Raw genomic sequence first — 19,985 nt, forward strand, 5'->3', positions numbered from 1 at the left:
CCATGTTGAAATTAAATATTCGTCGCCGTGGACACGAGGAAGCAGAGCTCGACATCACCTCTTTTATGAGCCTGATGACCATCCTGGTTCCTGTACTGCTGCTCAATATGGTGTTTTCCCATATTTCAGTTTTAAAACTCAATCTTCCTGGCATCAGTGATGGAAGCAGTAGTGCAACTGAACAGGAAAATCGACAGTTGGAACTGGTATTACGCACCGCACATGTTGATATCAATTACCCGGCAGGGCAACTAGTCAGGCGAGTGGAGAATACCGATGGTGAACCAGATATGGAAACGGTTTCCCTGATATTGCAGCAGATAAAGCGTAACTTAAGGGAAAAATCCATCGAGAAAGACGACTTGGTCATTCTCTCGGAAAAAGGTACATCCTACAAAACCCTGGTGGCAGCTATGGATACCGCACGCAGCTATCGAGCAGTAGTTGCCGCATCAGTCGTCGATGCCGAGTTGTTTCCACAGATTTCCCTGGGCGATGCCCCCCAGCAAACAACCGTAGTGGGGAAATAAAATGATGCTTAACGCAGCCGCCAAATTACAGGAGCGGCGTCAGCGACAGAAACGACAGCAATCGAAGCTCAATCTGGTTTCTCTAATGGACATTTTCACCATTCTGGTATTTTTCCTGTTGGTGAACTCCACTAGTGATGTACAGGTTTTGCAAACAGACAAAACTATCAAGCTACCCAAGTCCACTTCTCAGCAAAAGCCGGAAGTTACTACGGTCGTGAGGGTCAATAATCAGCAATTATTCGTTGGTGATCGCATGATCGTGGGCATTAACGATATTGACGCTGGTAAGGAAAATATCGAGCCCCTCTTGAAGGAACTGGAGTACCGCGCCGAACGCGCCGGTGAACTCAGCGACGAGCAAAAGCAAAGGGGACGCTCGGTCACCATTATGGGTGACGAGCAGGTTCCCTATAAGTTGCTCAAACAGATTATGCAGACCTGCGCCCAGGCAGATTACCGCGATATCTCTTTTGCTGTTGAGCAGACAGCACCAATAGATCCCGCGGGGGTGGAAAGCTGATATGAGCACTGCAACCAGCCGCTATGCCCCCTGGCAACTACAGGAAACCCTGTTGCCCTGGTCTGCTTCCAACCAGGAAGACCAGCGCTTTATAAAGTTCCTGCGTGCAGGGCTTATTGTCTTCGCCGTTTGCGGTTCCATCGTTACCTTTGCTCCAGTGCCGGAGCTGACCCGGGAACAGGCAGAGCGAGTGCCACCACAACTGGCCAAGGTTATCCTGGAGAAAAAGGAGCTCCCCAAGCCGAAGCCCAAACCCAAGGCCAAACCAAAGCCTGAGGAAAAAAAACCTGACGCAGAGAAACCCAAAGAAAAACCAGAACCTAAAAAAGTCGAGAAGGAAAAGCCGAAACCGGCTCCGAAACCCGAGCCCAGTAAAGTAGAGACACCCCCTGTTGCCACTATACAAAAAGCGCGGGAAAAAGCGGCGAGCAGCGGCATCAATGCCCTGGCCGACGATTTATTGGATATGCGTGAGAGTTTTGATACGGGTGAAGTTACCCGCGGTCAGCTCAGTGCCGGTAACGCCACTGCCGCACAAACACAGCGCAATATGATCAGCGACAAATCCAAAACTTCAAGCGGTGGAGTCCGGGCCGAAAGTATCAGCACTGACACCGGAGGCGTATCACTGGCGGGCCGACAAACCACCCGGGTTGAGCAGGCTCAGGCGAAAGGCTCCGCCAAGCAGGCGGCCAGGAGAGTCAGAGGTGAGAAGTTGGCGCGAACTGACAATGCCATTCGCGGCATAATGGAGGCCAACAAGGCGGCAATCAATGCGATCTATGACCGTGCCTTACGCCGTGATCCCACCCTGCAGGGTAAAATTACCGTGCAGCTGGTGATTGAAGCAAACGGCACTATTTCGTCCATCAAGTTGATTGAGAGTGAGCTGAACAACCCCGCCCTGGAGCGTAAGCTGCTGGCGAGGATCCGCATGATTAACTTTGGTTCTGCGGATGTTAAAGCCACAACCCGCAATTACTCCATCGACTTCCTGCCATCCTGATTGGGGTTTTGGATAAATGACATTGGCACAGCGGAGCAACCCTTTACAGCTTGCTCGCTGTGCCAATTTCTCTTCCGCACTGATTAATTCAAATCTGCAGCGTATTGTCGCAGTAGCTGTAGAGGTACAATCTCCAGAGCTTTCACATGGGTACGCTGTAAAAAAACTCTCGGTGCCCTATCCTGCTGCTGGGCCTCCAACCAGCGGGCGGCGCACAGGCACCAGCGGTCTCCCGGAGCCAACCCCGGAAACCCGTACTCCTCAATCGGCGTACTCAGGTCGTTGCCACGGCTGCGGGAAAATGCCAAGAACTCATCATTTACTTCCACACAAACCGTGTGGGAGCCTTGATCCTCTTTGCAGGTGTTGCAGCAGCCGTCGCGAAAAAAACCGGTCATTGGTGCCAGGCTGCAGGGAATAAGTGCATCGCCAAACACATTAACCGAACTATCCATCTCCATTATCAGCCTTCCCCCTCGGTGCCATTGAGTAATTCGATATCCACCAGCTGCCAATGCAGCCCATTGCGCTGCATAATCAACCGCAGTTCTGCCCGGTTGGCCTCCCCGTAATCCGCACTCAGGTGGTTAATATCGGTAAAACGCCATTTGAGACGTCTCCAACTGCTCTCAGGCTTTTCTTCAGAATCTTGCCGGGTCTGCGGATAGGAATCTGCCTGGGGTGCTGTGTCCTGGCCAAACAACTTTCGTTCGATCCCCTGTAAGTCCTCACCGCCACGCAACAGGGCTGCGACCCCCTCTGGGGTTACAAACTGTTGCATTAATGGCCCCATGACAAAATTCGCACCGGCGGTTAGTAGCTCATCAAATTCCTGTGGAATTGAATTGCCTATAGAAGAGCGCAGCTGTTCCTGTAAACGGACTCTTAAATTGTCACGTAATACCGGAAAGTCCACGTAGCGTTCCAGCGTATCGATACTCTCTCGCCTTTTTTCTGGCTCTTGCGCACCCGCCATTTGCGCCGCACGCTGCAACTGTTCCATTGCATAAAAGGGCAGTGCCACATATCCAGCTGTGATAACCATTATTATCACAGCCCCCGCCCATAGAAATTTCTTCATTATTACCTTTCCTCTTTACGTCTAAGGGGAATTTTATGCTGAGAAAGATTCATCACCTAATTTGCCGCTGTACTGGCGTGGCATTGTTCCCACAACGCGCCTGTGCGATATTCGTCTTCAAGGCTCTGCACATCCCAATCCGTTAACTTTTAATAAGGAAATCAAACAGGATGAGTGATATTTATAAAGCTCCCGAGTCCCAACTTGCCGAAAATAGTGAAGCTGGCGATTTTGGATCACTCGAGAAAGGCATTGCCGGTGATTATTCCTTTTCTATTGGCGAAGCCATCAATGAGGGCTGGCAGCTGTCGAAAGGCAAAAAGCGCACAGTTTGGTTTGCCATTATTCTTTATATCATCGCAATTGCTGCAACCAGTTTTGTTGCCGGCCTACTAACTGGCTACCCAGCATTTGATCTGACAGGGCCCGCTAGTGCATCCCTCTCATCAACAATCATTTATAACTTGATAACCGGAATCGTAGGGGTTCCCCTAGCTGTGGGGATGATGATGGTGGGCATCAAGATCGCCAGAAAAGAAGAAACCTCTGGTACTGAGGTTTTTGCGCACTTCGATAAAATAGTACCCTTATGTGTGACTTACATCATCATGAGCATATTAGTGGGTATTGGTTTCCTTCTACTGGTAATCCCAGGAATTTATCTGGTCATTGCCTATATGCTGGCTCTCCCCCTGGTAGCTGACCAAAATTTAGGCCCCTGGAAAGCTCTGGAAGCATCCCGCAAAGCCATTACCAACAACTGGTTTGCTTTTTTGGGCTTCTTTATTGTATTAATTCTTATCTATCTTGTAGGTGGCTTGGCACTGTTGATAGGCCTTATCTGGGCTCTTCCATTAGCTTCTATTGCATACGGCGTCGCCTACCGCAAAGTTTTTGGTGGCCCTCAAGGTTCCTAATTTGTAGCATCTAACAGGAGTGGTAGCTTGCTGGATACCACCTACAACGTCGAAACCCCTGAGGGTATCGATCTGCGTGCACGGGCTGCAGGGCCTGTGCCGCGCATCCTCGCCTTTGCCGTGGATGTGTTTTACCGCACCCTAATACTGACCGCTCTGGGTATAGGTTTGGCCTTTGCCGAAACCGCCGGTATAGGAATCTGGCTGGTCTGCTCCTTCCTGCTGGAGTGGTTCTACCCGGTGTTTTTTGAAGTGCTGCGCGGCGGCCAGACACCGGGTAAAAAGGCCTTCGGCCTGATGGTGGTCAACGACAATCTCACCCCCATCTCCTGGGGTGCTTCCATAGTGCGCAACCTTTTGCGCTTTGCCGACTTTCTCCCTTTCGCTTACGCCACCGGCGTTATTGCCATGACCCTCGGGCGACACTTCCAGCGTCTCGGTGACTTGGCCGCCGGTACCCTGGTGATCTACAGGGACGAGGACAAGGTGCCTGTAGCCCTGCCGGATACAACGCCTCTTCCACCACCGCGCAATTTCAAACAACAGGACCAGCTGGCCCTGATCAGTTTACTGGAACGCCACGAAGACCTGAGCGAAGCGCGCCAACAAGAGCTGGCCAATTTGCTCGAACCCGTTACCGAGAAGAGAGATAGCGCTGCACTGGAATACCTGCGCTCTGTAGGTAGTTGGTTATTGGGCGGCAGGGGCTGAGGGGTTATGAGACAGAGAGATTTTGAGAATCGCTACCGCGACAGCTGGGCACAGCTGGAAGCCTGGCTGAAAAGCGATAGCAAAAGTACGCAGGCGAGCGCCCTGGATCTTCCGGTCGTCTACCGGGAGCTGTGTCAGCAACTGGCGGTGGCCAAAGAGCGTCAATATACCAGCCGCCTGATCGACCACCTCAACAAGCTGGTTACAGCGGCCCACCACCGGGTTTACCGCCAGCAAACTCTACGCCGCAAAGGTTGGCTGCACTATCTGTTGGCCGGATTTCCCCAGGCGGTGCGCGCCAATGGCCGCGTAGTGTTGTTGGCAACGGCACTGTTTTTACTGCCCGCCCTAGTGATGGGCATCGGCACCTACAATAACGACGCACTGATTTATGCGGTGATGTCGCCAGGAGACGTTTTATCCTTGGAATCGATGTACGATCCCGGCAACCGCGTGCTGGGGCGCGAGCGCGGCTCCGATACCGATCTGGCCATGTTTGGCTTCTATATCAAGAACAATATCGGCATTGCTTTCCGAACTTTTGCCGGGGGCATATTGTTCGGACTCGGCTCCATCTTTTTCCTGGTCTTTAATGGGCTATTTATCGGTGCGGCTTTTGGGCATATCACGCGAGTGGGATTTGTCTCCACATTTTACCCATTTGTGATCAGTCACGGCGCCTTTGAACTGACCGCCATAGTACTGGCCGGCGCCGCCGGCCTGTTGTTAGGGCGCTCGCTGGTGGATCCGGGACAACACCGCCGTTCTGTGGCGCTGCGCCTGGCCAGTGTCGAGGCCATGAAAATCATGTACGGCACTTTCCTGATGCTGGTGATCGCCGCCTTCCTCGAAGCCTTCTGGTCCTCCAGCGCTACCACGCCCATAACAATTAAGTTAGGTTTCGGCGCCCTACTATGGCTGCTGGTATTCGCTTACTTCGCCCTGGCTGGGCGCGGGGATTCCAGCCATGCAAGTTAAAAATATGGCGGTAAGGGCACGCCTGCGCTCGCCCTGGGAATCCATCGATCTGGGTGTCGCCCTGGCACGCAAGCACTGGCTGCCGATGTTTCTGGTCTGGTTGTTGCCGGCAGCTTTGGTACTGGGTGCCTTAGCCTGGTTCTTCCCGGGTCATCCCGGCTGGTCACTGTTCGCTCTCTGGTGGTTAAAACCGGTGTTTGACCGACTGCCGCTGTTCATGATCAGCCGCACTCTGTTCGGCGCACCGGTATCTGCACTGGCAGCACTCAAAGAGTTTTTCCGCCACAACCGCACCGACTGGCTCGCCTGGATCACCCTCCGTCGCCTGAGCCCGACCCGCTCTTTTGATATGCCGGTCACTGTACTGGAGCAATCCAAAGGCACGGCTCGTAGCGCACGTATCGGTGTACTGCACCGCAAACACTCCGGTGCGGCCACCTGGCTGACCTTGACCGGTATTCACCTGGAATCCTTCTTCCTGATCGCAGCCTTTATCTTGATTTATCTGTTTATTCCCGAGCAGATTGTGGCAAATATCCAATGGATTCCACTGATTCGCGGCGAGACCCTGGCGCTGGAATGGGCATCCAATATTCTCTGTTTACTTATTATGGCGGCGGTGGCGCCATTTTATATCGTCAGCGGCTTTTGCCTGTATATCGGCCGGCGCATCGAGCTGGAAGGCTGGGATATCGAGATTCAATTCCGCGATTTGGTCGAGCGCTACCGACACACTCAGCGGGCTGGTAAAAAGACCGCCACTAGCACCTCCCCCCTAGCCGCTCTGTTGTTACTGTGCGTCCTGGCCGGCACCTCCTTTGCACCGGCGCCACGGGCCTATGCGGAAACGTTGCAAACCCCAGCTCAAGCGCAACAACACATTGACGAGATTCTCGCCGGAGAGGATTTTCACAGCATTGAGCAGGAGAGCGGCTGGCGCCTGAAAAAAATTGAAGAAGAGCGAGGAAAAATTCCCGAGTGGATCATTGAGCTATTCGAATGGCTATTCAAATGGCTTATGCAAAACTCTCAGGAGGCTGATGATTCCTCAGACATCAACTGGGGAGCACTGCTCGCCAAGCCCATTGAGTTACTACTGTGGATTGGCGTGATTGCCGGCTTGCTCTATCTGGGGTGGCGCCACCGCGAAGCCATCCTCAACAGCTTTCGCTGGCAACACAAACCCAAAACAAAACCGGTAGCGCCAGAAACCCTGTTCGGACTCGATGTACGTCAGTCCAGCCTGCCCGACGACGTATGTGCGGAAGTAATGCGCCTGTGGCGGACCGGCGATCAACGCGCCGGTCTCGGCCTCCTGTATCGTTCCACCCTGTCCCATTTAATTGAGGATTTCCAGTTCCAGTTTGGCGACCACCTTACCGAAAGCGAGTGTGCCCAGCTGGTAAGCCAGCGCCAGCGATCACCACAGGAAGCGCTGCGCCCAGTCAGCGCCCCACTGAGCCAGTTTGTGCAGCAACTCACCGGCAGTTGGCAACAGCTGGCCTATGCTCATCGCCCCCCCGCCGATGAGCAGCTGGGCGGCCTGTGCCAACAGTGGCAGGAGGTGTTCGGCAATGACCGTTAAACGTCTGGTAATTGGCTTCGCCCTGCTGCTCTGTGCGGCACTGGTATGGTTATTTCTCACCTTTTTTGAACGCTACACAGAAGAAAAGGATCGCGGTTGGGGGCCTGAGGCGCGGCGCAATCTGTTTCTGGCCGCCGAGCACTACTTGGCGCAAGTAGGGCTGGAACCGCGCCAGGCAGAAAATATCTCCGTCCTGAATGGGCTGTCCCCAAATGCGACTCTGTTTATCGCTAACTCCAGCCAAGCTTACAACTCCCAGCGGGTTGAGGAGTTACTGCAATGGGTGGAAAGCGGGGGGCACGCCATCGTAGTGGCACGTACTGCAGGGTTCGATTCCGAGAAAGGAGGCAGTGCCGAACGCGACTGGCTGCTGGAAAACCTGGGTGTCTCCATCGTAGAAGGCCACGAGGAATATCGCTTTGAGCATCCCCTGCAGCCACTGTTGGGCGAAGATGCCGAACTGAGCCCGGAGCAGAGCCCCGGTGAGGCCATGCGCGAATACAATCGCAAAATCGACGAAGCCGAAGAGCAGGCCGAGACCAAAGAGAAAAAACCCCGCAACCCAGATGTTGAAACGGAAGACTTGATCACTCTGCCTACCGCCGGTGGGGCTGAGATTCAATTACATTTCGACGCAGGCCAACTGCTCTATCACGAGGGGATCGATAACAGCAGCGCTGAGGGCGCCCCGGTATTTTTCGCCAAGGTATGGCGCGAAGACGAAGCCGTGCCTTTTATGCAATTTGAGCGGGGTCAAGGGGTTATCACCCTGCTGACCGATAACACTATCTGGCAATCCCACCGCATCGGCCATTTCGACCACGCCTATTTCCTGCAGCTTTTGGCCGGAAGTGGCGATTTCGTCTTTCTGACCCGCCCGCGTTTCGACTCCCTGGGTTTTCTAGCGAAAAAGTACGCTTCTGAGTTTTTTATCTCCGGCCTACTCGCCTTGCTCGGCTGGCTGGTTCTACGTGCGCGTCGCTTTGGCCCGTTACAACCTCCGCCTGAAATTGCCCGGCGCTCACTGTTGGAGCATATCTCCGCCTGTGGCCACTACTACTGGCGCGACGACCAGTGCGAACGGTTACTGCGCGGCCAGCGCGAAGAGCTGCTGCGCCGGCTCGGCGCTGCGGACGCCAACGCCAAGACCAAGCGCAAACTGTGCCAGCACCTCAGTGATGCCACCGGCCTCAGTGAAACCAAACTGGCCGCCTGCCTTTGGGGCACACCGGCGACCAGCGAAGAAACCTTTACCGAACAAATGCGCAATCTGCAGCGTATAGAGGCAGCCCTATGAGTGATACCACCCTGAACCCAGAACCAAAAACCCACACCGAGGCACCGGACTGGCAGGCTGCCTCCGCCCAACTCCAACTGCTACGCAACAATATCAACCGCCTGCTGATCGGTCAGGAGCAGGTCGTCGAACAGGTGTTGGTGGCCTTGCTGGCTTCCGGCCACGTATTGCTGGAAGGCGTACCCGGCCTTGGCAAAACCCTGTTGGTGCGTACCCTGGCCAGCTGCTTTGGCGGTCACTTCCGCCGCATCCAATTCACCCCGGACCTGATGCCAGCTGACGTGACCGGCCATGCCATGTACAACATGGGCGAGAGCCGCTTCGAAGTGCGCCGCGGCCCGGTATTTACCAACTTACTGCTGGCGGATGAAATCAACCGCGCCCCGGCCAAAACCCAGGCAGCCCTGCTAGAGGTGATGCAGGAGAAGCAGGTCACAATCGATGGCAAGGCATTTCCCGTACCTAGCCCCTTTATGGTGCTGGCCACCCAGAACCCTATTGAGCAAGAGGGCACCTATCCACTGCCGGAGGCGGAGCTGGACCGCTTCCTACTCAAAGTTCTGATCGACTACCCCAGCCTGGAGGCCGAGCTGAAACTGGCCGCCGCCGCCAGCAGCGGCCGCATCGAGCAGCACCTGCGAGAGAAGCCCGCCGGCGAGATAACCGTGGAGCAACTGCAACAACTGCAAGCCCTGGTACCCCAGGTAGCCCTGGACCAGCAGGTACTGGATTACGCCGTGCGCCTGGTGCGCGCCACCCGCGACGCCAACCAGTTGCGCAGCCCAGCGGGTCCCCGCGCCAGTATCGGCCTGTTGCAGGCCGCACGTGCCAGCGCCCTGTTGCAGGGGCGGGAATTTGTGCTGCCCGACGATATCAAGGCGATGGCGACCCCTGTCATGCGCCACCGCGTGAGCCTGTCCCCAGATATGGAAATCGATGGCGAGACCACCGACAGTGCTCTGGCCATGATTATCGATAGCGTCGAGGCGCCGCGACTGTGACACGGGATGTCGCTGTGACAGAGGTTCCATGCGCAAAACCTCAGCTCGGAAGGCCCGGGCCCAGCCACCGCCTGGTAAAGCTCCTCGGCTACTGGTGCCTGGCTGCGCTTACGGTGAGCGCCGCGCGCATCTGGGCACCCCAATCTGCGGAGCTGTTGCAGTCCCTCTGGTGGGCAGTTGGGGGGCTACTGATCGGCGCGGCGCTGTTGGATTTCCTCACCGGACGCAGGATTCTGGGCCTGGAGGGCCAGCGCAAACTGCCCGCTAATTTGGCCCTGGGCGTGCGCAACTGCGTTCATTTGAAGTTGCGCAATCATGGCCAGAGGGCCCTGAAGCTATCGGTATGTGACAACGTACCGCAACAGCTGGACAGCAACGGATTACCACGCCAGGCGCTGCTGGAGCCTGACCAGGAGGTTGCCATTGAGTACAGTCTGGTACCCCATCGCCGTGGCAGCGCCGAGTTTGGCCGAATCGAGGTACTCGCCGACTCACCCTGGGGCCTCTGGCAAACACGCCTGTGGCTCGGTCGCGAACAGTCGGTAAAGGTCTACCCCAATTTTCTCGGCATCTCCTCCCTGCAGGCGCTCTCCACCGAGCAAACCCTGCGCCACCTCGGCCTGCATCAGCAGCAGCGCCGCGGCGAAGGCATGGATTTTCGCCAGCTGCGTGAATATCGCCTGGGCGACAGCCAGCGCCAGGTAGACTGGCGCGCGAGTTCACGCCTGCACAAACTGATCAGCCGTGAATACCAGGACGAGCGCGATCAGGAAATTATTTATATGCTCGACTGCGGTCGGCGCATGCGCGCTAAAGATGGCGAGCTGAGTCACTTTGATCATGCCCTCAATGGCCTGCTGCTATCCGCCTATGTGGCGATAAAGCAGGGCGACGCCGTGGGTCTGCAGGCCTTCGCCGCCGCACAGGACAGCTCCGGCGGGCAACTGCCACCGGTAAAGGGTGAGAGCGCCATCAACCTGTTGCTGAACAATGTCTACGATCTGCACTCCGGCACTGGCAGCGCGGACTACAGCGGCGCCGCCCAGCAACTGCTGGGTGCCCACAAGCGCCGCGCACTGGTGATCCTAATTACCAACCTGCGCGATGAAGACAGCAGTGAACTGCTCACCGCAGTGCGGCTGCTCACTCGCAATCACTTAGTGATGGTGGCGAGCTTGCGGGAGACCGCCGTAGACCGAATGGCACAAAAGCCTATCGGGGATTTTTCCGAGGCCGTCGAAGGCGCAGCCGCAAGGGATTTTCTTCGTCGCCGTGCGCGCCTATTGCAACAGTTACAAGCCTGTAATGTACTAGTGGTGGATTCCCGTCCAGAGCTTTTGCACCAGGCGCTAGTGGAAGCCTACTGGCGTTTGAAGCGCAGCGGCAAAATCTAACCGGCGGCATCGCCGAGAATTCAAAGTATTTGATGTAAGCGGTAAAAGAACTGTGATGTTAACGATGTCCTAAAAAAATAATCCCACAGTATAGGGAGCTTAAATTGACCATGTCCCAAATCACTATCGAGCGACTCAGCAGTGCCGAAGTAAAGACTTCCCCTTTCCCCCATTTCTACCTAGAGCGCTCCCTGGCCTCCGATGAGGCCAGCGCCCTGATCGCAGACTTCCCTCCTCTAGACAAAGGCGGCAGCTTCAATATCAAGGATGTCAAAACTTCGGAACGCCTGCGCAGTTTTGTCGAACAATTTGGCAGCAAAGAGGTGCGAAGTATTCTCGGTGAAAAATTTGCGCTGGATCTATCTGATAAACCGATGATGGCCACCCTGCGCGGATACTCCCGAGCCAAAGATGGGCGTATCCATACGGACTCCAAAACCAAACTCATTACCGTACTGATCTATCTGAACAACGACTGGTCTGCGCCCACTGGACGCCTGCGTATCCTGCGCAGCGGCAAGAGCCTGGACGACTACAGTGATGAACTACTACCGGGACCGGGCTCTCTGGTGGCCTTTAAGGTAACGGATAATTGTTGGCATGGTTACCCCAGTTTTGTCGGCAAACGACAGGCAATCCAAATCAATTTTTTAAGCGGTGATAAAGCGAAGAAAAAACATCAGTTTTTTCATGGCATCAGCGCACGCTTAAAATCTCTTTTGCGTTAAAAAAATCGGATAATAGATTTATCTGAATGCGACTGTACAAATTAATAAACTTGCAAACAGAAAAATTTGTTACCGATAGTGGCACTTTTTACAGCCAGCGGGTAATCTGTTGCCACTTGCCTTCGGGAATTTATTAAGTCTATCCCGGTAACTTCAAGAACCTTATTTATGAGTCGCCCGCGCACCCGTAAAAACCGCCCTCACCTGCCACAGTGGCAGGCTCTGCTGCTTTTACTGGTGTTTCTCAGTGCTCGTGGTTTGGTTCCCGCAGGGTTTATGCCCGCCCCTTTTTCTGCGGGCACTCCTTACGATTTTTGTCACGGCGACAGCCGCAGCGCTCTGTTATTAAATGCCCAGGCCAGCCAGGCTCAGGACCATCATCACAGCCATGGTGATGGGCACAGTGGGCACAGTGGGCACAGTGGGCACAACCACGATGCACTGACCGCGCATTCTTTTGCCGACAATCACTGTAATTTTTCCGCCGCTGCCAGTCTTGTCCATGTACCTACATTAGACCTGCATTTCGCCAGTGAGGGGAATATTCTTCCCCCTTTCAGCAACGGCATTAACCCCGCTCTTTCTTTATACTACAGCCGCCCCCTTATCCGCGCCCCTCCAGTTTAAAACCTCGGTTTTCTTATTTTTCAAAAACTAAATAGTCGAGGCCTGTTTCTGCGCTTCGCTGCACTACCTTTGCCGGTAATTTTTCTGGTTGGGATATTGCAACAGCCGTAGACCCGCTTCACTAAAAAAACTGGAATTCCCGCTGCTTAGCCGGCGGGGATAAGCCCGTGCGCTCAATTTTTACCGCACTCCCCATGGCCGTGCCCGACCTTCGGCCCAGAAACGGATAAGTCACAATGCGAAAAATTAAACTCAAAAAGAAAAAGCCATTACACACACCACTGAGCCTGGCAATTATTGCTGGTTGCACCTTTCCATTTTCCCTAATGGCCAGTGAGGGAAATGAAAAAAAAGAGGGGGAAATGGAGCAGATGGTGGTCACCGGAGTAAAAACCGAACTGCCGCTCAACCTACTGACGGACCCGAAAATGCCTCGACAGCCCCTACCAGCTAACGACGGCGCCGATTACCTAAAAACCATTCCCGGCTTTTCCGTGGTGCGCAAAGGCGGCACCAGTGGCGATCCGCTGTTGCGCGGTATGGGGGGCTCGCGCCTGGGCATGTTATTGGATGGAGAATCTCTTATGGGTGGCTGCCCCGGCCGTATGGACCCACCTACCGCCTATATTTTCCCCGAAAGCCTCGACGAAATAGAGGTAATTAAAGGCCCCCAGAGCGTCACTCACGGACCGGGCAATTCCGCCGGGGTAGTGCTGTTCAACCAACAGCGGGAGCGCCCCAGCGAACCCGAATGGGATATGCATGCGAGTCTGCTTGGCGGCAGCGCCGATCGAAAAGACGGGCTCTTTGACCTGGCTTACAAAACCCCAGAATTTTCCCTGCGCGGTTCGGCAACCTCTGCCTCTGCAGATGATTATGAGGATGGCGACGGCAATCGGGTGCACTCCGGTTACGAGCGCTGGAGTGGCAAAGCCAATCTGGCCTGGACCCCCGACGATGACAGTCGCCTGGAATTCGAAACAGCTTTTAGCGATGCCGAAGCGGCCTATGCCGACCGTGGAGTAGATGGCAGTAAATTTGCACGCGAGAGCTACAAAGCCAAATACCGGCGCAGCAATATCGGCGCTCTGCTGAATACCATCGAAGTGCAGATCTATTACAACTATGTCGATCACATCATGGATAATTACAGCCTGCGCAATCCCTCGGGCATGGCTACCAATCCAGTCGTCATGAATTTAGACAGCGAAACCATTGGTGCCAAGCTGAGTCTGCAGCTGAATCCTGCGGATAACTTTGAGCTGACAGCAGGCCTGGATACCTGGGAAAACCGTCACCGCGGACGCATGAGCATGAACCAGACGATGGTTGATTACCGCCAGCGCAACTGGAATACGGATGCGGAATTTTCCCAACTGGGCATTTTCTCTGAAGCCAGCTGGCAATTCGCTCCGGATCAACGCTGGATCGCCGGCGCCAGACTGGATGACTGGGAAGTACGCGACCTGCGCGAGACAATTTCGTTATCGATGATGTCCTCGGTCGATAACCCCACCGCTGGCGAGAGCCGCTCAGAACAACTGCCCAGCGGTTTTATACGCTATGAATTGGCGCTGCCAAGTACCTCCACCAGCTCAGCCACCCTCTACGCCGGACTCGGCTACAGTGAGCGCTTCCCGGATTACTGGGAAATATTTTCCCGCGAAGCAGCAGATTCCTATAGCGCACTCAATATGGAGTCAGAAAAAACCAGTCAACTGGATATCGGCACTATCTATCGCACTGAAAAATTGTCTGCCAGTATTTCCGCTTTCGCCAGTGATGTTCGCGACTACCTGTTAGTACAGAATGATTACCAGAAGGCTGCGGTGATGTCAGGCATGGGCACCATGTCCTCGATGGGCAACGCAATGGATATGGGGGAGCCTGGGGATAAGCGTACCGCTGCGGTAATTCGCAATATTCAGGCGCGCACCTGGGGACTAGAACTAGATGCCAGCTATCAATTAAACGAAAACTGGCGCACCGAGTTTACTGTCACTTCAGTGCGTGGTGCCAACGACACAGACAATACCACCCTGGCCCAACTGCCCCCACTGGAAACACGCCTGGGGCTGCACTATGAGCAAGCTCAGTGGTCGGCGGGTATTCTGTGGCGGGCTATTGCCAGCCAGGATCGCGTCGATATCGGTAAGGGTAACATTATCGGGCAGGACTTTGGGCCCACGGATTCCGCCGACGTACTGTCAATTAACGCAGGTTGGCGCCCAAGCCAACGGCTGCTATTCACTGCAGGGGTCGATAACTTACTAGATGAAACCTATGCAGAACATGTCAGCCGCGCAGGTGCGGAAATTCCCAACTTCCCACAGTTGGATAGGGTTAATGAGCCCGGCAGGACCTTATGGATAAAAACCATTTACCGTATTTAAAACACGATGACTAATTAACTGGTCTGAAAAACCGGACATAGTATGTTAAGCGGGAAATACCTCAAATTTTCCGCTTAACATAAACTTATATTTATATTTAAAAGCGATAGGAAAAATTAAGACTTAAAGTACGTAAGTGCCCAAGGTTCACTCGGTAGATAGAATTAATATCGTTGTAGTTATATTCTATGGAAGTATCAAAATCCTGGTTCCACATAAACCGATAGCCGACCCCAAGATTCCAGAAAGAATCGCTGCCACTGGCATCGATCACATGGTAATAATGGCCGTCGTAATACCAGTCTTTTTCCTTGTCATAAATATCATACAGGTGCCACTTGTCTTTATTGTGATACCAATAACCATATTTACGCACATCATTCAGATCAACATCGGCATAATTCCACCCCGCCATCCAGTAGAGACACTGAACGTAACAATTCAGGGTAAAATCCACTTTAAAATTGAGCCCCACCTGATTAATTCGCACGTGATTATCATCAAAGCGGGAAAATTGTAAATTCACCTGCCAAACACCCACGGCGGGTGTCACGCCAACGCTGACATAACCAAAAAAATCCCGCTGATTATTGAGCTGTAATTCCCCTGAACCCAGTCCCAGCGTGGTAATAATTCGATATTCACCCGACTCAATACCATCGAAAGGATTATTCCATTCGACTGCAGTGACCAATGGTGATAACAGTAAAGCCAAGACACATAACACCGTCTTCATTACATCCATCCTTGCAGCACGACGCTTTTTAATTCATCCCCCTTACCAAAGCTTAGCTGTCATGGTTATCCACCTCAGAAACTTATCCGAATCGAATGCCAAATTTATATGGATAATGATCCTTAAAGGCTTTCCACATCAATAATGGCCCAGATACCACCGGCAAATGCTGGGTTATCCCGCAAATTGTCGACGTCTTGAGGCTGTGGCATCGGCTCTCCAGCTTGCCGTAATTCTTCCAGGCGTTGAAAAATAGTCTCCGCCATTTTTTGTAGAGCGGCATCCAGAGTTTCGGCATAGCAGTGACAATGCGGCAGGTCGGGTGCTATGGCACCAAAGCCGGCGTATTCAATGTTGTGAAGCACAACCGGATAGCGCATTAGAAAATTCTCTTATACATTGGCTTTCCAAAGCGTAGACGGGTTTCAAAACTGCGAACGAAATATGGCAAGGAAAATCAACAAATTCCCCAATAAAATAAACCCTGCGCAACCGCACCTATTACTTCAGAATAAACCGAAAGCTGAATAATTAATTTTTGAATTTATTGTCTAGGTCGGAGTTGAACCTCATTGCGAGGGATTGCATTATTTAACCGGAATGGTTATTGGAGGGGCGACGCCAAACAACCTAACCACTGAGACATTTAAACCTTATCAAGGTGCGAACGACGAAAAATTTAGCGCGGCATTCTTCCGAGAAGTGCCCTACGGGAAAAAATCATGCCGTTAAAAGTGCGCCATAGGAATTTTTGATTTTCTGCCTCCGGCTCCACCAGGGCATCCTGCTGCCGCTGTAACCAGGCAATCTCTTGTTCCAGCTGCCTGCGTAAACAGCGGGTTTCATTCAGATCTGAAGCTTTGCGGCTCACCTGAAGAGGCATAGCGCCGGCCTTTTGTACTGGTTTTAAAGGTCGATAAAAATAAATAGAACCCCCACCGAAGTGGGGGCATGGCAAGCTTAGTTCACTGGAGACTCTGCATTTAGCAAATCCTGCCAATCGTAAGATGCATCACCGATCACATAGAAAAACGGATTCAGCAAAGAATCTTTGCTGTTATAACGCAGCAGCTTGAAGGAATCGTCCACCACTGTGCCACCGGCAGCTTCAACCACCGCCTGGGCCGCGGCTGTATCCCACTCACAAGTGGGTGCGAGCCGCGGGTAGAGATCAGCGGCCCCTTCAGCCACCAGACACAGTTTGAGAGAGCTACCCATGTTTTTACAGACCACCGCACCCAATTTGGATTCGATACGCTCTACCAGTTGATCCACGGCACCGGCACCATGGCTGCGGCTAGCAACCAATTCCACTGCATCGCCAGCTTCCAGGCGCGGCTTCAGAGGGCGCACATGAATTTCTGTATCGCCGGATAGAGTGCGCTTAAAGGCACCATCACCCTTGCCGCCAGCATAGGTGATATCCAGTACCGGCACATGCACCACGCCCAGCACAGGTTCGCCATTTTCAATAAGGGCCACATTAACGGTGAACTCACCAGTGCGACGAATAAATTCCTTGGTACCATCCAGCGGGTCCACAATCCAGTACCGCTGCCACTGACTGCGCTCGGCAAATGATGGCATTTCCTGCTCTTCCGATAATACCGGTACACCGTCAATCAGCTGCTCCAAAGCAGGGGCTAAAATTTTGTGTGCCGCTAAATCAGCAGCTGTAACCGGCGAGTCATCCGCCTTGGTGTCCACCTCCAGCTCAGCACTGCTGTGATAAACCTCCAAGATAGCTTCACCGGCGTTTTTGCAGATTGCAATCACCTGCTCCAATAATGCCTTATTCATTAAAACCCCCTTATTTTTCAGGTGGTGAGTATAAAGTCTCAGGAGGGGAAAAGGTCCTTCACCGACAAGTAGCGCTCACCGCTGTCATAACTAAAAATCAATACGCGGCTACCAGGCGCAAATTCGCCCTCGCGCTTTTTCAGCGCAGCTAGGCTCGCTCCAGAGGAAATACCCACAAAAATCCCCTCCTTCAAAGCGCACTTACGCGCCATTTCAAAACTGTCTTCTCCATTTACCAAAATGGTGCCATCCAGCATTTTGGTATTGAGTATCTCGGGAATAAAACCGGCACCAATCCCCTGCAAGCGGTGCAGCCCTTTATCACCACCGCTGATCACTGGAGAATTTTCCGGTTCGACGGCAAAAACCTGCAACTTGGGAAAGGATTCCTTCAGTACCTCTCCACAACCGGTGATGTGGCCACCGGTGCCAACCCCAGTAATCAGGTAATCGAGCCCCTCGGGGAAATCTGCGAGGATTTCTTTGGCAGTGGTGTCACGATGCACCTGGGCATTGGCACGGTTACAGAACTGCTGCGGCATCCAGCTGTTTTCATGCTGCGCCAATAGTTCCTCGGCTTTGGCGATAGCCCCGCCCATACCCTGCTCCTTGGGAGTAAGCACCAACTCAGCCCCCATAGCTTTCATCACCTGGCGCCGCTCCAAAGACATAGATTCCGGCATGGTGAGAATCAATCGATACCCCTTAACCACGGCCACCATGGCCAAACCAATACCTGTGTTGCCGGAGGTGGGCTCGATAATCACACCACCGGGCTGCAAAGCACCGCGGCGCTCTGCATCCTCAATCATCGCCAGGGCAATACGGTCCTTGATGCTGCTGCCGGGGTTAAAACGCTCCACCTTCATCCACACTTCGATATCTGGGCGAAACAGATGATTGATACGCACATGCGGGGTATTGCCGATGGTTTCCAGAATATTGGCTGCCTTCATTGATGAAGCTCTCCGTTAATGGCTCTCACGGCAGACAGGCAGTCCACCGATTTATAATTTCCTGTGCGCAGATAGTAACCCAGATGTACGCCGCCCCAAGAGACCCACAAGGAAATCCCTCTGCAAGTAATCGCCGCCAACATAAGGAACTGGTTTCACACGGAGCTGTGAATTCATGGCGATCCGGTTGGTGGTAACACGTCTTTGTGCCACATTTAGTGACTGGCTTCTTTCCGATAAACATAAAACCAAAAATAAAGGCGCTGCCATGAATCCGAATATGACCTCCGATGCCCATGATGCAACTCATGCAAGCCTATTTATGCCTGTAGCATTTATATTCTTTGCCGCTCTTTTTATGCTCCTCGACAGCATGGCAATTCAAGGGCTGTGGATGGCTTCGCTGAAAGCTCTGCCAATCGCCATTCTCGCCCTGATGGCGATGCGGCACCTGGATGGGCTCACTCGCACTCTGACACTTGCGGCCCTGGCTTTTTCCGCACTCGGCGATGTACTCCTGGAAATGAGGTTTGCCCACCAGTTTATCTTTGGCCTGGGTGCTTTCCTGGTGGCACAACTTCTCTACGCGGCCAATTTCCTGCGTTTTGCCAACTTCCGCAAACGCCGCAGTCTGTTACGTATCTTGCCTGTTCTGCTGGCCGCAGTGGGACTGGCCCGCTGGATACTTCCCGCAGCGGGGGAGCTGGCGCCAGCAGTGCTTCTTTACTTGCTTGCCATTGTCGCCATGGCCCTAGGCGCCGGGGCTCATCGGGGCAATTCCGGGCTGCTATTCGCCGGTGCACTCACTTTTATGCTGTCCGACGCATTGATCGCTGTGAATAAGTTCATAGCACCGCTACCTCTAGCCGACACAGCAATTATGCTCAGCTATTACGGTGCTCAGTTTGCCATCCTGTACGGCATACGCCGTGCCCAGGCATAATGCCCACCTTCATACTGGGGATATTTTGGGAAGGCTACAATTTGGCTTCCCACCCCCACCACAGAGAGGTAGACAGGCCCCATGCTCGACTGGCGAAGTATCGACACCGTACTGCTGGATATGGACGGCACCCTGCTGGACTTGCACTACGACAACCATTTCTGGCTCGATCATCTACCCAAACGCTACGCCGAAGTACACGGTCTCGATCCCGAGCGGGCCCAAATAGAGCTGCAGCGGGAAATTGATGCACGCCGCGGCACTCTGGAGTGGTACTGCCTGGACTTTTGGGCGGAAACTCTAAAGCTGGATATCCTCGCCATACTGCGCGAGATCGAAGAGCGCATCGCCCTGCGCCCCCATACCGAGGCCTTCCTCCAGGGACTGCGACAACTGCGTAAACCCACCTATCTGGTCACTAATGCACACCGCCATGGACTCGACCACAAACTGCAAATTACCGGCCTCGAGCCATGGTTTGACGACATCATTTCCTCCCACGATTATGGACATGCCAAAGAGAGTGGAAACTTCTGGCACGCCCTGCGCGAGGAGGTGGCCTTCGACCCGGAGCGCACGCTGTTTGTTGACGACAACCAGAGTGTGTTGGCCGCCGCACAGGACTATGGCATCGCCCACCTGTTGTGTATCCGTCAGCCGGACAGCCGCGGGCCCAAACGGCAGATCAGCGACTTCCCGGCGATTCATCACTTCGATGAAATTATGTCACTGCAACGCAGTAACAAAGCGCAGTAACAATAAGCCCGCATAACCCGGGC

Annotated in this window: 22 protein-coding genes; 15 read left to right on the plus strand and 7 right to left on the minus strand. The window is 53.6% G+C overall.

All coding sequences use genetic code 11. From position 1 onward, the window contains the following. The first annotated feature begins 2 nt into the window (after window positions 1-2). The 3 genes from MJO52_RS19855 to MJO52_RS19865 are packed head-to-tail and all read left to right on the plus strand — an operon-like array spanning window position 3 to window position 2,059. The gene (locus MJO52_RS19855; RefSeq protein ID WP_252083687.1) at window positions 3-530 is read left to right on the plus strand and encodes an ExbD/TolR family protein; all 528 of its coding nucleotides are present in this window, start codon (window positions 3-5) and stop codon (window positions 528-530) included. A 1-nt stretch (window position 531) separates the two neighbouring features. Further along, window positions 532-1,053, plus strand: a complete 522-nt coding sequence (locus tag MJO52_RS19860; protein ID WP_435583627.1) for an ExbD/TolR family protein — start codon at window positions 532-534, stop codon at window positions 1,051-1,053. Window position 1,054: 1 nt separating this feature from the next. Then, window positions 1,055-2,059: an AgmX/PglI C-terminal domain-containing protein gene (locus tag MJO52_RS19865; RefSeq protein ID WP_252083688.1), complete on the plus strand. Its 1,005-nt coding sequence runs from the start codon at window positions 1,055-1,057 to the stop codon at window positions 2,057-2,059. An 83-nt stretch (window positions 2,060-2,142) separates the two neighbouring features. Here the strand turns inward: MJO52_RS19865 and MJO52_RS19870 are convergent, their stop codons facing one another. Next, window positions 2,143-2,520, minus strand: coding sequence for a DUF2237 family protein (locus MJO52_RS19870; protein ID WP_252083689.1), 378 nt, complete (start codon window positions 2,518-2,520; stop codon window positions 2,143-2,145). A gap of 2 nt (window positions 2,521-2,522) precedes the next feature. Next, window positions 2,523-3,140, minus strand: coding sequence for a DUF2939 domain-containing protein (locus MJO52_RS19875; RefSeq protein ID WP_252083690.1), 618 nt, complete (start codon window positions 3,138-3,140; stop codon window positions 2,523-2,525). Window positions 3,141-3,310: 170 nt separating this feature from the next. On the opposite strand from MJO52_RS19875, the gene MJO52_RS19880 reads away from it, so the two are divergent. The 10 genes from MJO52_RS19880 (at window position 3,311) to MJO52_RS19925 (ending at window position 14,771) form a co-directional block, all read left to right on the plus strand. Beyond that, window positions 3,311-4,057, plus strand: a complete 747-nt coding sequence (locus tag MJO52_RS19880; protein ID WP_252083691.1) for a hypothetical protein — start codon at window positions 3,311-3,313, stop codon at window positions 4,055-4,057. A 27-nt stretch (window positions 4,058-4,084) separates the two neighbouring features. Continuing rightward, the gene (locus tag MJO52_RS19885) at window positions 4,085-4,768 is read left to right on the plus strand and encodes an RDD family protein (RefSeq protein WP_252083692.1); all 684 of its coding nucleotides are present in this window, start codon (window positions 4,085-4,087) and stop codon (window positions 4,766-4,768) included. 6 nt (window positions 4,769-4,774) lie between these two features. Continuing rightward, complete coding sequence (locus MJO52_RS19890) at window positions 4,775-5,746, plus strand: stage II sporulation protein M (RefSeq protein ID WP_252083693.1); 972 nt, start codon at window positions 4,775-4,777, stop codon at window positions 5,744-5,746. After that, window positions 5,736-7,331 (plus strand): DUF4129 domain-containing protein, encoded by a 1,596-nt coding sequence (locus tag MJO52_RS19895; RefSeq protein ID WP_252083694.1) that lies wholly within the window; start codon window positions 5,736-5,738, stop codon window positions 7,329-7,331. Before MJO52_RS19890 ends, MJO52_RS19895 begins: the two co-directional genes overlap by 11 nt. After that, on the plus strand, window positions 7,321-8,628 hold the full coding sequence (locus tag MJO52_RS19900) for a DUF4350 domain-containing protein (RefSeq protein WP_252083695.1): 1,308 nt from the start codon (window positions 7,321-7,323) through the stop codon (window positions 8,626-8,628). Before MJO52_RS19895 ends, MJO52_RS19900 begins: the two co-directional genes overlap by 11 nt. Further along, entirely contained in the window at window positions 8,625-9,629 is a 1,005-nt protein-coding gene (locus MJO52_RS19905) for an AAA family ATPase (RefSeq protein WP_252083696.1), read from the plus strand. The genes MJO52_RS19900 and MJO52_RS19905 overlap by 4 nt, the downstream gene beginning before the upstream one ends. Window positions 9,630-9,643: 14 nt before the next feature. Then, window positions 9,644-11,023: a DUF58 domain-containing protein gene (locus MJO52_RS19910; RefSeq protein WP_252083697.1), complete on the plus strand. Its 1,380-nt coding sequence runs from the start codon at window positions 9,644-9,646 to the stop codon at window positions 11,021-11,023. A 110-nt stretch (window positions 11,024-11,133) separates the two neighbouring features. Then, window positions 11,134-11,751, plus strand: a complete 618-nt coding sequence (locus tag MJO52_RS19915) for a 2OG-Fe(II) oxygenase (RefSeq protein ID WP_252083698.1) — start codon at window positions 11,134-11,136, stop codon at window positions 11,749-11,751. 168 nt (window positions 11,752-11,919) lie between these two features. Next, window positions 11,920-12,378 (plus strand): hypothetical protein, encoded by a 459-nt coding sequence (locus MJO52_RS19920; RefSeq protein ID WP_252083699.1) that lies wholly within the window; start codon window positions 11,920-11,922, stop codon window positions 12,376-12,378. Between the two features lie 236 nt (window positions 12,379-12,614). After that, complete coding sequence (locus MJO52_RS19925; protein WP_252083700.1) at window positions 12,615-14,771, plus strand: TonB-dependent copper receptor; 2,157 nt, start codon at window positions 12,615-12,617, stop codon at window positions 14,769-14,771. A 97-nt stretch (window positions 14,772-14,868) separates the two neighbouring features. Here the strand turns inward: MJO52_RS19925 and MJO52_RS19930 are convergent, their stop codons facing one another. The 5 genes from MJO52_RS19930 to cysK form a co-directional block, all read right to left on the minus strand. Continuing rightward, on the minus strand, window positions 14,869-15,507 hold the full coding sequence (locus MJO52_RS19930) for an outer membrane beta-barrel protein (protein WP_252083701.1): 639 nt from the start codon (window positions 15,505-15,507) through the stop codon (window positions 14,869-14,871). Between the two features lie 122 nt (window positions 15,508-15,629). After that, window positions 15,630-15,887: a type II toxin-antitoxin system HicB family antitoxin gene (locus tag MJO52_RS19935; protein WP_252083702.1), complete on the minus strand. Its 258-nt coding sequence runs from the start codon at window positions 15,885-15,887 to the stop codon at window positions 15,630-15,632. 299 nt (window positions 15,888-16,186) lie between these two features. After that, on the minus strand, window positions 16,187-16,390 hold the full coding sequence (locus MJO52_RS19940) for a hypothetical protein (protein ID WP_252083703.1): 204 nt from the start codon (window positions 16,388-16,390) through the stop codon (window positions 16,187-16,189). 77 nt (window positions 16,391-16,467) lie between these two features. Further along, window positions 16,468-17,307 (minus strand): 3'(2'),5'-bisphosphate nucleotidase CysQ, encoded by an 840-nt coding sequence (gene cysQ, locus MJO52_RS19945; protein ID WP_252083704.1) that lies wholly within the window; start codon window positions 17,305-17,307, stop codon window positions 16,468-16,470. A gap of 38 nt (window positions 17,308-17,345) precedes the next feature. Further along, entirely contained in the window at window positions 17,346-18,263 is a 918-nt protein-coding gene (gene cysK, locus MJO52_RS19950) for a cysteine synthase A (protein ID WP_252083705.1), read from the minus strand. Between the two features lie 175 nt (window positions 18,264-18,438). On the opposite strand from cysK, the gene MJO52_RS19955 reads away from it, so the two are divergent. Beyond that, window positions 18,439-19,206: a lysoplasmalogenase gene (locus MJO52_RS19955; protein WP_252083706.1), complete on the plus strand. Its 768-nt coding sequence runs from the start codon at window positions 18,439-18,441 to the stop codon at window positions 19,204-19,206. An 81-nt stretch (window positions 19,207-19,287) separates the two neighbouring features. Continuing rightward, window positions 19,288-19,962 carry a GMP/IMP nucleotidase gene (gene yrfG, locus MJO52_RS19960; RefSeq protein ID WP_252083707.1) on the plus strand — a complete coding sequence of 225 codons (675 nt, stop codon included), beginning with the start codon at window positions 19,288-19,290 and terminating at the stop codon, window positions 19,960-19,962. Window positions 19,963-19,985: the final 23 nt, after the last annotated feature.

Origin of the sequence: Microbulbifer variabilis (genome assembly GCF_023716485.1) — a bacterium.
In the GTDB taxonomy this organism is placed as follows: Bacteria; Pseudomonadota; Gammaproteobacteria; order Pseudomonadales; family Cellvibrionaceae; genus Microbulbifer; species Microbulbifer variabilis_B.

What these genes read in the sequence shown, in the direction of transcription:
- cysK (WP_252083705.1), bottom strand. Translation starts at nt 18,263, where the DNA reads ATGAAGGCAGCCAATATTCTGGAAACCATCGGCAATACCCCGCATGTG.
- MJO52_RS19955 (WP_252083706.1), top strand. Translation starts at nt 18,439, where the DNA reads ATGGCGATCCGGTTGGTGGTAACACGTCTTTGTGCCACATTTAGTGAC.
- MJO52_RS19930 (WP_252083701.1), bottom strand. Translation starts at nt 15,507, where the DNA reads ATGAAGACGGTGTTATGTGTCTTGGCTTTACTGTTATCACCATTGGTC.
- MJO52_RS19900 (WP_252083695.1), top strand. Translation starts at nt 7,321, where the DNA reads ATGACCGTTAAACGTCTGGTAATTGGCTTCGCCCTGCTGCTCTGTGCG.
- MJO52_RS19890 (WP_252083693.1), top strand. Translation starts at nt 4,775, where the DNA reads ATGAGACAGAGAGATTTTGAGAATCGCTACCGCGACAGCTGGGCACAG.
- MJO52_RS19880 (WP_252083691.1), top strand. Translation starts at nt 3,311, where the DNA reads ATGAGTGATATTTATAAAGCTCCCGAGTCCCAACTTGCCGAAAATAGT.
- MJO52_RS19920 (WP_252083699.1), top strand. Translation starts at nt 11,920, where the DNA reads ATGAGTCGCCCGCGCACCCGTAAAAACCGCCCTCACCTGCCACAGTGG.
- MJO52_RS19865 (WP_252083688.1), top strand. Translation starts at nt 1,055, where the DNA reads ATGAGCACTGCAACCAGCCGCTATGCCCCCTGGCAACTACAGGAAACC.
- MJO52_RS19895 (WP_252083694.1), top strand. Translation starts at nt 5,736, where the DNA reads ATGCAAGTTAAAAATATGGCGGTAAGGGCACGCCTGCGCTCGCCCTGG.
- MJO52_RS19915 (WP_252083698.1), top strand. Translation starts at nt 11,134, where the DNA reads ATGTCCCAAATCACTATCGAGCGACTCAGCAGTGCCGAAGTAAAGACT.
- MJO52_RS19925 (WP_252083700.1), top strand. Translation starts at nt 12,615, where the DNA reads ATGCGAAAAATTAAACTCAAAAAGAAAAAGCCATTACACACACCACTG.
- MJO52_RS19870 (WP_252083689.1), bottom strand. Translation starts at nt 2,520, where the DNA reads ATGGAGATGGATAGTTCGGTTAATGTGTTTGGCGATGCACTTATTCCC.
- MJO52_RS19935 (WP_252083702.1), bottom strand. Translation starts at nt 15,887, where the DNA reads ATGCGCTATCCGGTTGTGCTTCACAACATTGAATACGCCGGCTTTGGT.
- MJO52_RS19860 (WP_435583627.1), top strand. Translation starts at nt 532, where the DNA reads ATGATGCTTAACGCAGCCGCCAAATTACAGGAGCGGCGTCAGCGACAG.
- MJO52_RS19875 (WP_252083690.1), bottom strand. Translation starts at nt 3,140, where the DNA reads ATGAAGAAATTTCTATGGGCGGGGGCTGTGATAATAATGGTTATCACA.
- MJO52_RS19940 (WP_252083703.1), bottom strand. Translation starts at nt 16,390, where the DNA reads ATGCCTCTTCAGGTGAGCCGCAAAGCTTCAGATCTGAATGAAACCCGC.
- MJO52_RS19855 (WP_252083687.1), top strand. Translation starts at nt 3, where the DNA reads ATGTTGAAATTAAATATTCGTCGCCGTGGACACGAGGAAGCAGAGCTC.
- yrfG (WP_252083707.1), top strand. Translation starts at nt 19,288, where the DNA reads ATGCTCGACTGGCGAAGTATCGACACCGTACTGCTGGATATGGACGGC.
- MJO52_RS19905 (WP_252083696.1), top strand. Translation starts at nt 8,625, where the DNA reads ATGAGTGATACCACCCTGAACCCAGAACCAAAAACCCACACCGAGGCA.
- cysQ (WP_252083704.1), bottom strand. Translation starts at nt 17,307, where the DNA reads ATGAATAAGGCATTATTGGAGCAGGTGATTGCAATCTGCAAAAACGCC.